The organism is Pseudonocardia sp., from assembly GCF_050250275.1.
In the GTDB taxonomy this organism is placed as follows: domain Bacteria; phylum Actinomycetota; class Actinomycetes; order Mycobacteriales; family Pseudonocardiaceae; genus Pseudonocardia.
Window position 1 is genome coordinate 165,806 of record NZ_JBFWOY010000007.1, and the last position, 12,732, is coordinate 178,537.

11 protein-coding genes are annotated in these 12,732 nt (G+C 73.7%); 9 read left to right on the forward strand and 2 right to left on the reverse strand.

Translation table 11 applies throughout. The features are described from left to right. Positions 1 to 96: 96 nt before the first annotated feature. Positions 97 to 927, forward strand: coding sequence for a DUF1206 domain-containing protein (locus AB7F12_RS09540; RefSeq protein WP_428500740.1), 831 nt, complete (start codon positions 97 to 99; stop codon positions 925 to 927). 4 nt (positions 928 to 931) lie between these two features. On the opposite strand, the gene AB7F12_RS09545 is transcribed toward AB7F12_RS09540, so the two are convergent. Next, complete coding sequence (locus AB7F12_RS09545; RefSeq protein ID WP_428500741.1) at positions 932 to 1,225, reverse strand: DUF1330 domain-containing protein; 294 nt, start codon at positions 1,223 to 1,225, stop codon at positions 932 to 934. Between the two features lie 143 nt (positions 1,226 to 1,368). On the opposite strand from AB7F12_RS09545, the gene AB7F12_RS09550 reads away from it, so the two are divergent. The 5 genes from AB7F12_RS09550 to AB7F12_RS09570 are packed head-to-tail and all read left to right on the forward strand — an operon-like array spanning position 1,369 to position 7,171. Continuing rightward, entirely contained in the window at positions 1,369 to 2,916 is a 1,548-nt protein-coding gene (locus AB7F12_RS09550; RefSeq protein ID WP_428500742.1) for a class I adenylate-forming enzyme family protein, read from the forward strand. Continuing rightward, entirely contained in the window at positions 2,913 to 4,055 is a 1,143-nt protein-coding gene (locus tag AB7F12_RS09555) for a thiolase family protein (RefSeq protein ID WP_428500743.1), read from the forward strand. The genes AB7F12_RS09550 and AB7F12_RS09555 overlap by 4 nt, the downstream gene beginning before the upstream one ends. Further along, positions 4,056 to 5,252, forward strand: a complete 1,197-nt coding sequence (locus AB7F12_RS09560) for an acyl-CoA dehydrogenase family protein (protein WP_428500744.1) — start codon at positions 4,056 to 4,058, stop codon at positions 5,250 to 5,252. Between the two features lie 23 nt (positions 5,253 to 5,275). Continuing rightward, positions 5,276 to 5,845 (forward strand): TetR/AcrR family transcriptional regulator, encoded by a 570-nt coding sequence (locus AB7F12_RS09565; RefSeq protein WP_428500745.1) that lies wholly within the window; start codon positions 5,276 to 5,278, stop codon positions 5,843 to 5,845. A 60-nt stretch (positions 5,846 to 5,905) separates the two neighbouring features. Beyond that, the gene (locus tag AB7F12_RS09570) at positions 5,906 to 7,171 is read left to right on the forward strand and encodes a methionine synthase (RefSeq protein ID WP_428500746.1); all 1,266 of its coding nucleotides are present in this window, start codon (positions 5,906 to 5,908) and stop codon (positions 7,169 to 7,171) included. A 106-nt stretch (positions 7,172 to 7,277) separates the two neighbouring features. On the opposite strand, the gene AB7F12_RS09575 is transcribed toward AB7F12_RS09570, so the two are convergent. Next, the gene (locus tag AB7F12_RS09575) at positions 7,278 to 7,577 is read right to left on the reverse strand and encodes a hypothetical protein (protein ID WP_428500747.1); all 300 of its coding nucleotides are present in this window, start codon (positions 7,575 to 7,577) and stop codon (positions 7,278 to 7,280) included. A 68-nt stretch (positions 7,578 to 7,645) separates the two neighbouring features. Between AB7F12_RS09575 and AB7F12_RS09580 the strand changes: the two genes are divergently transcribed. From AB7F12_RS09580 to AB7F12_RS09590, 3 genes are all read left to right on the forward strand, one after another. Continuing rightward, positions 7,646 to 8,743, forward strand: a complete 1,098-nt coding sequence (locus tag AB7F12_RS09580; protein ID WP_428500748.1) for a pyridoxal-phosphate-dependent aminotransferase family protein — start codon at positions 7,646 to 7,648, stop codon at positions 8,741 to 8,743. A gap of 196 nt (positions 8,744 to 8,939) precedes the next feature. Then, on the forward strand, positions 8,940 to 11,327 hold the full coding sequence (gene ligA, locus AB7F12_RS09585; RefSeq protein ID WP_428500749.1) for an NAD-dependent DNA ligase LigA: 2,388 nt from the start codon (positions 8,940 to 8,942) through the stop codon (positions 11,325 to 11,327). 551 nt (positions 11,328 to 11,878) lie between these two features. Then, positions 11,879 to 12,598, forward strand: a complete 720-nt coding sequence (locus AB7F12_RS09590; RefSeq protein ID WP_428500750.1) for a 3-keto-5-aminohexanoate cleavage protein — start codon at positions 11,879 to 11,881, stop codon at positions 12,596 to 12,598. Positions 12,599 to 12,732 lie beyond the last annotated feature (134 nt).

A 12,732-nucleotide genomic window follows, 5' to 3' on the forward strand; every position in this document is an offset into this window, starting at 1 on the left:
GCGGTCCCACGTCGACCCGGCGCCCGTCGTGGGCGCAGCGCAGGGCGTCACCCGGTCGAGTGGCGAGAACCGGCTGAAAGGGACATGCTGCGCGGCGTGCCACGCGTCGGAGCCGGAGAGGAGGTCTCGTCCCGGGAGGACGCCGCCGACGTCGCGGAGGACCTCGCGGAGTCGAAGCCGATGCGCATCCTCGGGCGCATCGGGCTGGTCGCCTACGGGGGTGTGAACCTGGTCATCGCGTCGTTGGCCGCGCAGGTCGCGTTCGGCGACGCCGAGCGTGCCGACAAGACCGGGGCGCTGGCGACGGTCGCCGAGACCGGTTTCGGTCGGGTCGCGTTGTGGCTGGCGGTCGCCGGTCTCGCCGCGCTCGTGCTGTGGACGCTCGCCGAGGTGGTGTTCGGCCATCGCCGGCTGCCCACGAAGCGCCGGGTGCTGCGCAGCGCGATCGACCTCGCCGAGGCCGGCATCTTCGCGACGCTCGCCGTGTCGGCCGCGAAGATCGCCGCGGGCGGGTCGTCGCAGGGTTCGGTGCTGACGGCGGTGCTGGGCCGGCCCGGCGGGCAGTGGCTGGTCGGCGCGGCCGGGGTCGGGATCGCGGTGCTCGCCGGGTTCGCGGTGTGGCGCGGGGTGCGGGGCGGGTTCCGCCGCGACCTGGACATGTCGCGCTGCGGCCCGCGCCTGGGCCGCATCGGCGTGCTGGCCGGGCACGTCGGCTGGGTCGCGCTGGGATGCGCGTACCTGACCGCGGGTGTCCTGACCGTCCGCGCGGCGGTGCGCTACGACCCGGCCCAGCCCGTGGGACTCGACGCCGGCGTCAAGACGCTCGCCGCCCAGCCCTACGGTCCGGCGCTGCTGCTGGTGCTCGCGGCCGGCGTCGCCGTGTTCGGCCTGTACTGCCTGTTCGACGCCCGTTGCCGCAAGAAATGACCGCCTACTCCGGGCCCTCCACGATCCGGAAGTCGCGCTCGGCGACGCCGTCGAGGATCCGCACGGCGGCCTGGTACTCCTCGTCGGCGTAGGTCGCGACGGCCACGTCGTAGTCGTCGAACTCGACGACGACGGTCCGCTCGGCCACGCCGTGCTCGCGTGCGGTGACCTTGCCGCCACGCGCCACGAAGCGGCCACCGGCTCCGAGGACGACCGGCGTCGCCTTCGCGCCGTACCGCGCGAGCGCCTCCGGGTCCGTGACCCACTTGTACGTGACGACCCAGTACCCCTTTGCCACCGCGTTCGTCCCTTCCTCAGGTGATGGTGCGCCGATCGTATGCGGACGATCCGTCGACAGAAGTTCTGCTGATGCCTTGAACTTCTCCGTGACCGGCGCCATGCTCGAACGATCCGACACCGGCGTCGGCGAGGAGGTCCACCGTGTACGTGGCCGACATGATGCGGCAGTCCGTCGCGTTCCACCGCGACCGCACCGCGCTGATCGACGAGCACCGCACGCTCACCTACGGCCAGGCCTGGGAGCGTGGGGTCCGGCTGGCCAACGCCCTGATCGCGCTGGGCGTGCAGCCCGGCGACCGGGTCGCCGGGCTGGAGGACAACAACCTCGGCGCGGCCGACCTCTTCATCGGCGCCGCGATCGCCGGGGCCGTCCGGGTGCCGCTCTACGCGCGCAACTCACCCGAGGCGCACGCGCACATGATCGGCCAGACCGGTGCCGTCGTGCTGCTCACCGACGCCGCGTACGCGGACAGCGTCAAGGGCCTCGACACCTCGGTGGACTGCCTGCGCAGCATCGTCGTGCGCGACGCGTCGTACGAGGACCGGCTCGCGTCGCAGTCGGCCGAGGACCCGCACGTCGTCGTGGGCGACGACGACTGGTACGTCATCCGGCACTCCGCGGGCACGACGGGCCGGCCCAAGGGCGTCGGCTACACCCAGCACGACTGGCTCGTGAACTGCCGCAACTGGTACTGCCGGCTCCCGCTCCTGCAGCTCGACAGCGTCGTCGGGCACGCCGGGCCGATCTCGCACGCCTCGGGCTACCTGTTCCTGCCCGCGTGGCTGCACGGGTCGGCCAACCTGCTCTTCGGCGCCTTCGACGCGCTCAAGGTGCTCGACATGACCGAGCGCCACGCCGTCACGCACATGTTCGCGCCGCCGTCGATGGTGCAGATGCTCACCGCGGAACCGTCGGCCACCGCGCGGGACTGGTCGAAGCTGCAGTGCGTGCTCGTCGGCGGCGCCCCGATCACCGACGCCACCGCCCAGGCCGGTCGCCGGGTGTTCGGCGAGGTCATGCACCAGGTGTTCGGCCAGACCGAGGCCGTCCCGCTCACCGAGATGACGCCGGCCGAGTGGTTCTCCGACGTCCCCGGCTCGACGCCGCTGCGCGCCGCCGGGCGGGTGCTCCCGTTCGTGCGCATCGAGATCCGCGACGCCGACGGCGAGACCGTCCTCCCGCTCGGTGCCGAGGGCGAGATCTACGCCCAGTGCGAGGGCCAGATGCGCGAGTTCTGGGACGACCCCGGCCACGTCCACACCCGCACCCGGCTCGTCGACGGCTGGATCCGCACCGGCGACATCGGCCGCCTCGACACCAACGGCTACCTCTACGTCCTCGACCGCGCCGACGACATGATCGTCTCCGGCGGGTTCAACATCTGGCCGGCCGAGCTGGAGAGCGCGATCAACGACCATCCCGACGTCGTCGAGGTCGCCGTCTTCGGTGTGCCGCACGAGAAGTGGGGCGAGACGCCGATGGCGGTGTGCGTCGTGGCGGCGGGCTCGTCGCTGGAACCCGAGGAGATCGTGTCGCTGGTGCGCGACCGGCTCGGCTCCTACAAGAAGCCCGGCCGCGTCGAGATCACGACGGAGCCGCTGCCCAAGAGCCCCGTCGGCAAGGTGCAGCGCAAGGTGCTGCGCGAGCCGCACTGGGCGGGCCACGACCGGCGGGTGCACGGCGCATGACCGTGTCCGTCCAGGGGACGGGGATGACGCGCTTCGGGCGTCACCTCGACCGCAGCCCGCGCGACCTCGTCGAGGAGGCCGTCGCCGCCGCCCTCGACGACGCCGGCCTCGAACCCGGTGACGTCGACGCCGTCGTCGTCGGCAACGCCGTCGACGGGCTGATGACCGGCCAGGAGTCCGTGCGCGGGCAGGTCGTGCTGCGCGGCACCGGGATTCGCGGCGTGCCGATCGTCAACACCGAGAACGCCTGCGCGTCCGGGGCGGTGGCCGCGCACCTGGCGTGGCAGTCGGTCGTCGCCGGGCTGTACCGGCGCGTGCTCGTCGTCGGCTACGAGAAGCTCGTGCACCCCGACCGCGAGAAGGCCTTCCGCGCCTTCGACGCCTCGATGGACCTCGCGGAGATGCACGCCCTGCACCCGTCGCCGCCCACGGACCGCACGATCTTCATGGACCACTACGCCGACCGTTCCGATCTCGACGAGTTGCTGTTGGCCGAGATCGCGGCCAAGAACCACACCCACGGCGCGCTCAACCCGTTGGCGCAGTACCGGACCCCGCTGGACGCGGCCGAGGTGCTGGCGTCGCGCCCGATCGTCGGGCCGCTGCGGCTGCGGATGTGCGCGCCGATGGGCGACGGGGCGGCGGCCGTCGTGCTCAGCTCCGACGACGGCCCGGTGCGAATCCTCGCGTCCGCGATGACCAGTGGACGCGGCGACGACGCAGCCCTCCCGACCGCTGTGTCACGTGCTGCCGCGGCCGCCTATGACCGCGCCGCGCTCGGACCCGACGACCTCGACCTCGTCGAGCTGCACGACGCCACCGCCGTCGGCGAGCTGGAGCTGTACGCGCAGCTGCAGCTGTGTGCGCCGGGTTCGGAGGAGTCGCTGGTCGAGGGCGGGACGACGCGGCTCGGCGGGGCGCGCCCCGTCAACACCAGCGGCGGGCTGCTCGCCCGCGGGCACCCGATCGGGGCGACGGGCGTCGCACAGCTGGTCGAGCTGCACACCCAGCTCACCGGGCGCGGCGGGGCCCGGCAGGTCGACGGCGCCCGGACCGCGCTGGCACAGAACCTCGGCGGGATCGTCGGGACGGACGTGGCGTGTGCCGTCGTGCACGTGCTGTCAGGGGAGGGTTTCTGAGTGACCGACGAACTGAGGACCGGCGCGATCTACGACGTGCCCTGGGCGTTCGACGACGAGCACCGCGAGTGGCAGCAGACGGTCCGCCGGTTCTGCGCCGACGTCGTCGAACCGGGCGCCGCGGCGCGCCACGTGCAAGCGCGGTTCGAACCCGAACTGGTCGAGGCCGCGGGGGAGCTCGGCGCGTTCGGGCTGCTCGCCCCCGAGGAGTACGGCGGCGCGGGCGCCGACCTGCGCTCGGCCTGCCTCGCCGCCGAGGAGATCGCGACCGTCGACTCCTCCCTCGCCGTCACCGTCCACGTCCAGGCGATCAGCGTCGCGCTGCTCGTGCACCTCGCCGCCGACCGCACCGACCTGCTCAAGGAGATCGTCCCCGGCGCCGCCGCGGGCCGGACCTTCGTGTCGTTCGGGCTCACCGAACCCTCCGGCGGCTCCGACGCCGGCAACATCGGCACCCGCGCCCGCCGCGTCGGCGACGACTGGGTCGTCAACGGCGCCAAGCAGTTCATCACCAACTCCGGCACCCGGTTCTCGAAGTACGTGATCCTCTTCGCCGCCACCGACGACGACCCCGGCACCGGCCGCCCACCCGTCTCCGCGTTCCTCGTCCCGCTCGACGCCCCCGGCGTCACCGTCGGGCCCGCCTACGCCAAGCAGGGGTGGCGCTCGTCGGACACCCACCCCCTGTACTTCGACGACGTCCGGCTGCCCGCCGACGCCCTGCTCGGCGAGCAGGGCCGCGGCTACCGGGAGGCGCTGCGCTTCCTCACGTGGGCGCGGCTGCCGATCGCCGCGATGAGCATCGGCGTCGCCCGCGGCTGCCTCGTCGACAGCATGCGGTTCGTGGGGGAGCGCACCTCGATGGGCAGGCCGCTGGGCGGGCACCAGGGCGTCGCGTTCCAGGTCGCCGACGTCGCCGCCGCCGTCGCCACCTCCACCGTCCTCACCTACGACGGCGCCTGGAAGTACGACCGCGGGCTGCCGATCGAACGGGAAGCCGCCATCGCCAAGCTCGTCGCGTCCGAGCTCGCCAACACCGCCGGCTACACCGCGACCCAGCTCGCGGGCGGCTACGGCTTCATGGAGGAGACCGCGTCGACACGCCACCACCAGGACGCGAGAATCCTCACCGTGGGCGAGGGGACGTCGGAGGTGCAGCGGATGCTGATCGCGCGCGGCCTGGGGCTACCGGTGTGACAGCCGCTGCTCCCGTCGGGCGGGTGGCCCGCAAACGTGCCGAGCGGCAGCGGCTCATGGAGCGCGTCGCCGCCGAGGTGTTCGCCGAACGCGGCTACGAGCGGGCGAGCCTGGAGGACATCGCCGCCCGGCTCGACATGCGCGGCGCCAGCCTCTACCACTACTACCCGTCCAAGGAGGACCTGTTCCTCGCTGCCGTGCAGAACGCGACGGCCGAGGTCGTCGCCCGGCTCCGCGAGGTCGCGTCGTCCGGCGGGCCCGCGGTCGACCGGCTGCGGCGGCTGTTCGTGTCGCAGGCGCTGGTCGAGCTGCGCGACTACCCGTCCTTCGCCCCCCTGTTCCTCATGCACCTGCCCGACCCCGTCCTCGACGCCCGCGTCCGTGAGCTGTCCCGCGAGCACGCCGCGGTCTTCCGCGACCTCGCCGCGGAGGTCGCCGCGGAGACCGGCCGCGGGTCCGGCGACGCCCGGATCGCGACGTACCTGGCGATGGGCTCCCTGGCCTACCTACGGCGCTGGTACGACCCCTCCGGAAACCTGACCGCCGAAGAGCTGGCCGACCACGTGGCGGCGTCGCTGGTGAGGCTCCTGTGAGCGGCGACGGACGCCATGGCGACCGGCGCCACTCACGACCCCTCTGGTAGACCGACGCCCATGACATCCGAGAGCGACCCCGCCGCCGACGCGCTCGCCGAGGCACTGGCGAAGGCCGGGCTGGGCGGCGTCGCGCCGCCCGCACCCGCCGACCCGCTCTCCGCCGCCCTCGCCGCCGCCGGGCTGGCCGACACCGTCCCCGGCGCACCGGCCCCGCCGCAGGTCGGGGGCGGGATCGTCGTCACCACCCCGGAGGAGGACGACGCACCCGAGGCCCTGCCGCACTGGCCGCCCGGCATCGCGACCGGTGTCGGCTCCATGCCCGGCACCGACGTCCGGGAGTCCGCCGCGATCGTCGCCGGCGAGGTCGGGGCCATGCCGTACCTGCCCGAGCTGCCGGCGCGCGGGGTCGGCGCCGACATGATCGGACGCACCGCGGGCCTGCTCGTCGACATCGCCGTCGAGGTCGTCCCCACCGGGTACCGCGTCACCCAGCGCCCCGGCCGCGACCACCGCCGCGCCGTCGACCTCCTGCGCGGCGACCTCGACGCCTTCGACGAGGCCTGCGACCCGATCCGGCCGGGCTGGGTCAAGGTGCAGGCCACCGGCCCCTGGTCGCTCGTCGCCGCCGTCGAGACCCACGCCGGGCACCGGGTGCTCACCGACCGCGGCGCCGTCCGCGAGTTCGCCGCGAGCCTGCTCGAAGGGCTGCGCGCCCACGTCGCCGAGGTCGCCGCCCGGTCCGGGGCGCGCGTCGTCGTCCAGCTCGACGAACCCACCCTGCCCGCCGTGCTGCGCGGCGCGCTGCCGACCGCGTCGGGCTACGGCACGGTGCGGTCCGTCGACAAGATCGACGCCGCCGACGTCCTGCGCGAATTCGTCGACGCCTTCGCAGCCATCGGGTCGCCGGTGGTCCTGCACTGCTGCGCCGACGAGCCGCCCCTCCGGGTGTTGACGAGCGTCGGCGCAGCAGCCATCGGCATCGACGGCACCCGCCGCGCCATCTCCGGCGACACCGCGATCCCCGCCGCCCTCGACGCCGTCGGCGAGGTGTGGGACGCAGGCATCCCGATCATGCTGGGGCTCGTCGGCACCACCGCGCCCGCACGGACACCCGAGGTCCCCGCACTCGCCAAGCGTGCCTTCGACCTCGCCGACCGCCTCGGGTTCGCCCGCCACCGCCTCGCGGAGCTGGCCGTCCCGACGCCCACCTGCGGCCTCGCCGGCACCACCCCCGACTGGGCCCGCACCGCCCTGGGCCTGTGCCGCCAGCTGGGCGCTGCCTTCCTGGACCCCACGGGGGACAAGGACGTCGAGGAGCGCTGAGGCCGCCGGGGCCCGCGCATGTGCATTGCAGGAACGGCACTGTCCCGCAGCCCGGTTGCGGGAAAGTGCCGTTCCCGCACGACGTGCGGACCCGGAGCGGACGGCCTCACGGGGCCAGGACCTCGACGGCCCCGCCCCGGCGGTGCAGCCACGCGAGCAGGGTGGCGTCGTCGAGGGTGAGCTCCACGTCGTCGTCGCCGAGCGGGACGCGTTCGTAGAGGCGGATCGCGGTGCGCAGGTCGAAGGCCAGCTCGCGGGTCGCGGAGACGGTCGTGCCGAGGTGGGTGACCGACCGGCAGTCGGCCAGCGCGCCCTCCAGCCCGTCGACCCCGACGGGGAGTGCCTCGACCAGCCGCTCGTGGTGCTCACCGGTCACGATGATCCCGTCGTCGCAGCTCACGACCATGCGGACCCCCCTGCGAATCCCACGCTCCGGGGGTCGGCCCCCGGGGGCCGGAGAGTATCGTCCGCCGCATGCACGAAGATCGGTTGCTGCTCGGCCCGGGTCCCTCCGAGCCGTACCCGGAGGCCATGGAAGCCCTCACCCGCCCCGTGCTCGGTCATCTCGACCCCGAGTACCTGGCGGTGATCCGCGAGATCCGCGAGCGGCTCCAGCAGGTCTTCCGCACGACGAACGAGCTGACGCTGCCGGTCAGCGGCACCGGCTCCTCGGGCATGGAGGCGTGCCTCGCCTCGTTGCTCGAGGTCGGCGACACGATCATCGTCGGCGTCAACGGCTACTTCGGGGAGCGGCTCTGCGAGGTCGCGCGCCGCGGTGGCGCCGAGGTCGTGCGGGTCGAGGCGCCGTGGGGCACCCCGATCGACCCGGCCGACCTCATCGCCGCCCAGCAGGCCAACCCCCACGCCGCGGTGCTCGCGGTCGTCGCGGCCGAGACGTCGACGGGTGTGCGCAACGACATCGCCCCCATCGGCGCCGCGCTGGCGCAGACCGACACGTTGCTGCTGGTCGACGCCGTGACGGCGCTCGGCGGCACCCAGCTGGAGATCGACGCCTGGCAGGTCGACGCCTCGTACTCGGCGTCGCAGAAGTGCCTCGGCGCCCCTCCCGGCCTCGCGCCGGTCACGCTGGGCGCCCGGGCGGTGGCCCGGATGAAGGCCCGCAAGACCCCGGTCCGGTCGTTCTACCTCGACCTGGGCCTGCTGCACGAGTACTTCCTCGCGAGCCCGCCCACCTACCACCACACCGCGTCCTCGACGTTGGCCTACTCGCTCAACGCGGGTCTGGGCCGGCTGCTCGAAGAGGGTGTCGAGCAGGTGTGGGCGCGCCACGAGCGCATCGGCCGGCTGCTGCAGTCGGCGCTGCCGGAGCTGGGTTTCGGGCTGATCGCGCCCGAGGCGAACCGGCTGCCGCAGCTCACGGCGACGACCCTGCCCAGCGGTCTCGACGAGGGGTCGCTGCGCAAGCGGCTGCTGGCCGAGTACGGCATCGAGGTCGGCGGCGGGCTGGGTGCCTTCGCGGGCCGGGCCTGGCGCATCGGCATGATGGGCCACGCCGCCACGGAGCGGTCGGTCGTCACGCTGATCGGCGCCGTCCGCGAGCTGCTGGCCTGACCGCGCGCGTCACCCGCACCGACGGCGGACGCACACGGGTTGCTCTCGGCCTCGTCGGCCACCGACCGTCGACGGCTCGACGACGTCCTGCGACGCCTGCTGCTGCGGGGCCGCCGACCCCGATCAGGTGGATCGCCTCGCGGACCGGCGGCTCTGATGCGCGCCACTGTCGGTGCCCGCCACTAACCTCTCCGACGTGAGCACCGACAGCCCCGCCGGTACCGCTCCCGAGCCGGCGCCCGACGCGGCCCGGGAGCGGCACTCGGCACTCGCCACCGAGGTCGCCGACCACCAGTTCCGGTACTACGTGCTCGACACACCGGTGGTGTCCGACGGCCAGTTCGACGAGCTGTGGCGTGAGCTGGTGGCGCTGGAGGAGCGCCACCCCGACCTGGTGACGCCCGACTCGCCGACGCAGAAGGTCGGCAGCCGCTTCGCCACCGAGTTCGCCGCGCACGACCACCTCGAACGCATGCAGAGCCTCGACAACGCGTTCAGCGACGAGGACCTGCGCACGTGGGCCGAGCGGGTCGGGCGCGAGGTCGGCGACGGCGTCCACTACCTGTGCGAGCTCAAGATCGACGGGCTCGCGGTGAACCTGTTGTACGAGAACGGCAAGCTCGTGCGCGCGCTCACCCGCGGCGACGGCCGCACCGGCGAGGACGTCACGCTCAACATGCGCACGCTCGTCGAGGTCCCCGAGCAGCTCACCGGCACGGCCGAGTTCCCGGTTCCGGAGCTGATCGAGGTCCGCGGCGAGGTGTACTTCCGGCTCGCGGACTTCCAGGCGCTCAACGCCTCCCTCGTCGAGGCCGGCAAGCCGCCGTTCGCCAACCCGCGCAACACCGCGGCGGGGTCGTTGCGGCAGAAGGACCCGCGGGTCACCGCCTCGCGCAACCTGCGGCTGATCTGCCACGGCCTCGGCAAGCGTGAGGGCTTCGCCCCCGACCGCCTCTCCCACGCCTACGACGCGTTGCGCGCCTGGGGGCTGCCGGTCTCGGAGCGCACGACGATCGTGCAGGGGATCGACCAGGTCATCGCCCACGTCGAGTACTGGGGCGAGCACCGTCACGACATCGAGCACGAGATCGACGGCGTCGTCGTCAAGGTCGACGAGGTGGCCCTGCAGCGCAGGCTCGGGTCGACGTCGCGGGCGCCGCGCTGGGCGATCGCGTTCAAGTACCCGCCCGAGGAGGTCACCACGAAACTCCTCGACATCCAGGTCAACGTCGGCCGCACCGGGCGGGTCACCCCGTTCGCGTTCATGGAGCCGGTCACCGTCGCGGGCTCCACCGTGTCGCTCGCGACGTTGCACAACGCCGACGAGGTACGCCGCAAGGGCGTGCTCATCGGCGACCGCGTCGTCATCCGCAAGGCCGGCGACGTCATCCCCGAGGTCCTCGGCCCGATCATCGACGTCCGCGACGGCACCGAGCGCGAGTTCGTGATGCCCACGCACTGCCCCGAGTGCGGCACCGAACTGGCCCGGCAGAAGGCCGGCGACGTCGACATCCGGTGCCCCAACGCCCGCTCCTGCCCCGCCCAGCTGCGGGAGCGCCTGTTCCACATCGCGGGCCGTGGCGCGTTCGACATCGAGGCGCTCGGCTACAAGGCGGCGACCGCGCTGCTCGAGGCGGGGGTGGTCGTCGACGAGGGCGACGTCTTCTCGCTGACGGAGGAGGACCTGCTGCAGGTCGACCTCTTCCGCACCAAGGCAGGTGTACTCAGCGCCAACGGCCGCAAGCTGCTGGAGAACCTGGAGAAGGCCAAGGACCAGCCGCTGTGGCGGGTGCTGGTGGGCCTGTCGATCCGGCACGTCGGGCCGACCGCCGCGCAGGCCCTTGCCCGCGAGTTCGGGTCGCTCGAGGCCATCGAGGAGGCCGCCGCCCGGGCCGCCGAGGCGACGGCCGCGGCCGGCGTCGAGATCACCTCGGACGGGTCGGCCGACGAACCCGACGCAGCCCCTGACGCGGCCCCCGGGGCGCCGGCGGCCGAGGCCGACGCGGCTCCGGAGGGGGAGGCCGACTCGGCTCCCGAGGGCCAGGCCGACGTGGCTCCCGAGGCCGAGGCCGACGCGGCGGAGGACGCGGCCGTCGCCGCCGCCAGGGCCGACCGCGACGCCGCCCGCGCCAAGGCCAAGGCCGTCGCCGCGGCGCTGGCCCCCATCGCCGGGGGCGAGGGCGTCGGCCCGACCATCGCCGCCGCCCTGCGCGACTGGTTCACCGTCGACTGGCACCGCGACGTCGTCGCCAAGTGGCGGGCGGCCGGGGTGCGCACCGTCGACGAGGTCGACGAGTCGATCCCGCGCACGCTCGAAGGGCTGTCGATCGTCATCACGGGGTCGATGGCGGGCTGGTCGCGTGACGAGGCGAAGGAGGCCATCGCCGCGCGCGGTGGGCGGGCCGCGGGGTCGGTGTCGAAGAAGACCGCCTTCCTCGTCGCCGGCGACGCGCCCGGGTCGAAGTACGACAAGGCACTGGAGCTCGGCGTCCCGATCCTCGACGAGGCCGGTCTCGGCGTTCTCCTGGCCTCGGGGCCGGAGGAGGCGGAGAAGGTCGCCACCCGGGCGGACGCCACCGACTGACCGTACGCAACCCCACTGCTGCCGGCAGCGCTGCTGACGACCGTCAGGTTGCGCCCGGCTCCTCGCGCGCAACCTGACGGTCCGTCGACGGCCGCGGGAGAGCAGCCAGGTTGCGGACGGCTCTTCGCGCAACCTGACGGTCCGTCGACGGCCGCGGGAGAGCGGCCAGGTTGCGGACGGCTCTTCGCGCGCAACCTGACGGTCCGTCGACGGCCGCGGGAGAACGGCCAGGTTGCGGACGGCTCCTCGCGCGCAACCTCACGGTCCGCCGACGGCCGCCGGGCAGCACTGGGGTGCGCGCCGGGCCGTCCGGGAGGACAGGCGTCGGCGGCGGGTCCCGGTGGCGCCGGGAACGGGGCGGGTGCCCGTGCCGGCAGGGCGCGGAGCCGAACGGGCGCAGCGACTGAACCGGTTCGGTCACGTCCAGGTTCCGCCCGGCGCGGCCCGGCGACGGCGGCGCCGGGATGTGATCGACTGTCGGGCCGCGGCTCGATCGAGTCGCAGGCGGCCCGGCACTCGCTAGGCTCGCGCTGACGAGGGAGGGTCCCAGGGTGCTGCAGGCGGTTCTCAACGGCTCGCGTCCGGCCGACGCGCACCCCGCGCTGCCCATCCAGGCCCGTCACCTCGCGCGCGACGCCCGCGCGGTGGCCCGCCTCGGCCTCACCGCGGTGCACGTGCACCCGCGTGACCCGGACGGCGAGGAGACCCTCGACCCGGTGCACGTCGGCGATGCGGTGGCCCTGATCCGCCACGAGGTCCCGAACATGGAGATCGGGGTGACGACGGGCCGCTGGATCCAGCCCGACCCCCGCAAGCGGATCGACGCGGTCCTGGCCTGGGGCCGGCTCGACCACGGCCGGCCGGACGTCTGTTCGGTGAACGTCCACGAGAAGGGCTGGGTGGACGTCTGCAAGGCGGCGGCGTCGGTGGGGATCGGCGTGGAGCTCGGGGTCTGGACGATGGGTGACGCGGTGACGCTGCGCCAGAACGGGGTCCCGCCGTCGACGGTGCGGGTGCTGGCGGAGTCGACGGTCTCGGACCCGGCGACGGCGGTGGCGGAGGCGGTGCGGATCCTGCGGGCGCTGGGGTCGTTGCCGGTTCCGGTGATGCTGCACGGCGAGGAGGACGGGGCGTGGCCGGTCCTGGAGTACGCGTTGCGGATGGGCAAGGACACGCGGATCGGTTTCGAGGACGTGCTGGTGCGGCCCGACGGGTGGCTCGCGACCGGTAACGACGACCTCGTCCGCTCCGCGCTGGGTTTCCGGCCCTGATCCGAGCGTCGAGCGTTTCCCCAGGTCAGTGGAGTAGTTCCCGGGAGTGGGCATGAGCCGCGTCACGGTTGGGAATGCGGTTTGTGGGTCCTGCAACAGATTCCGTTATCTCGCCGTTGCCTACGGCGTGGACC

Bases quoted from the DNA above. Each gene is read 5' to 3' on its own strand.
- AB7F12_RS09555 (WP_428500743.1), top strand. From the start codon at position 2,913: ATGACCGTGTCCGTCCAGGGGACGGGGATGACGCGCTTCGGGCGTCAC.
- AB7F12_RS09570 (WP_428500746.1), top strand. From the start codon at position 5,906: ATGACATCCGAGAGCGACCCCGCCGCCGACGCGCTCGCCGAGGCACTG.
- AB7F12_RS09575 (WP_428500747.1), bottom strand. From the start codon at position 7,577: ATGGTCGTGAGCTGCGACGACGGGATCATCGTGACCGGTGAGCACCAC.
- AB7F12_RS09580 (WP_428500748.1), top strand. From the start codon at position 7,646: ATGCACGAAGATCGGTTGCTGCTCGGCCCGGGTCCCTCCGAGCCGTAC.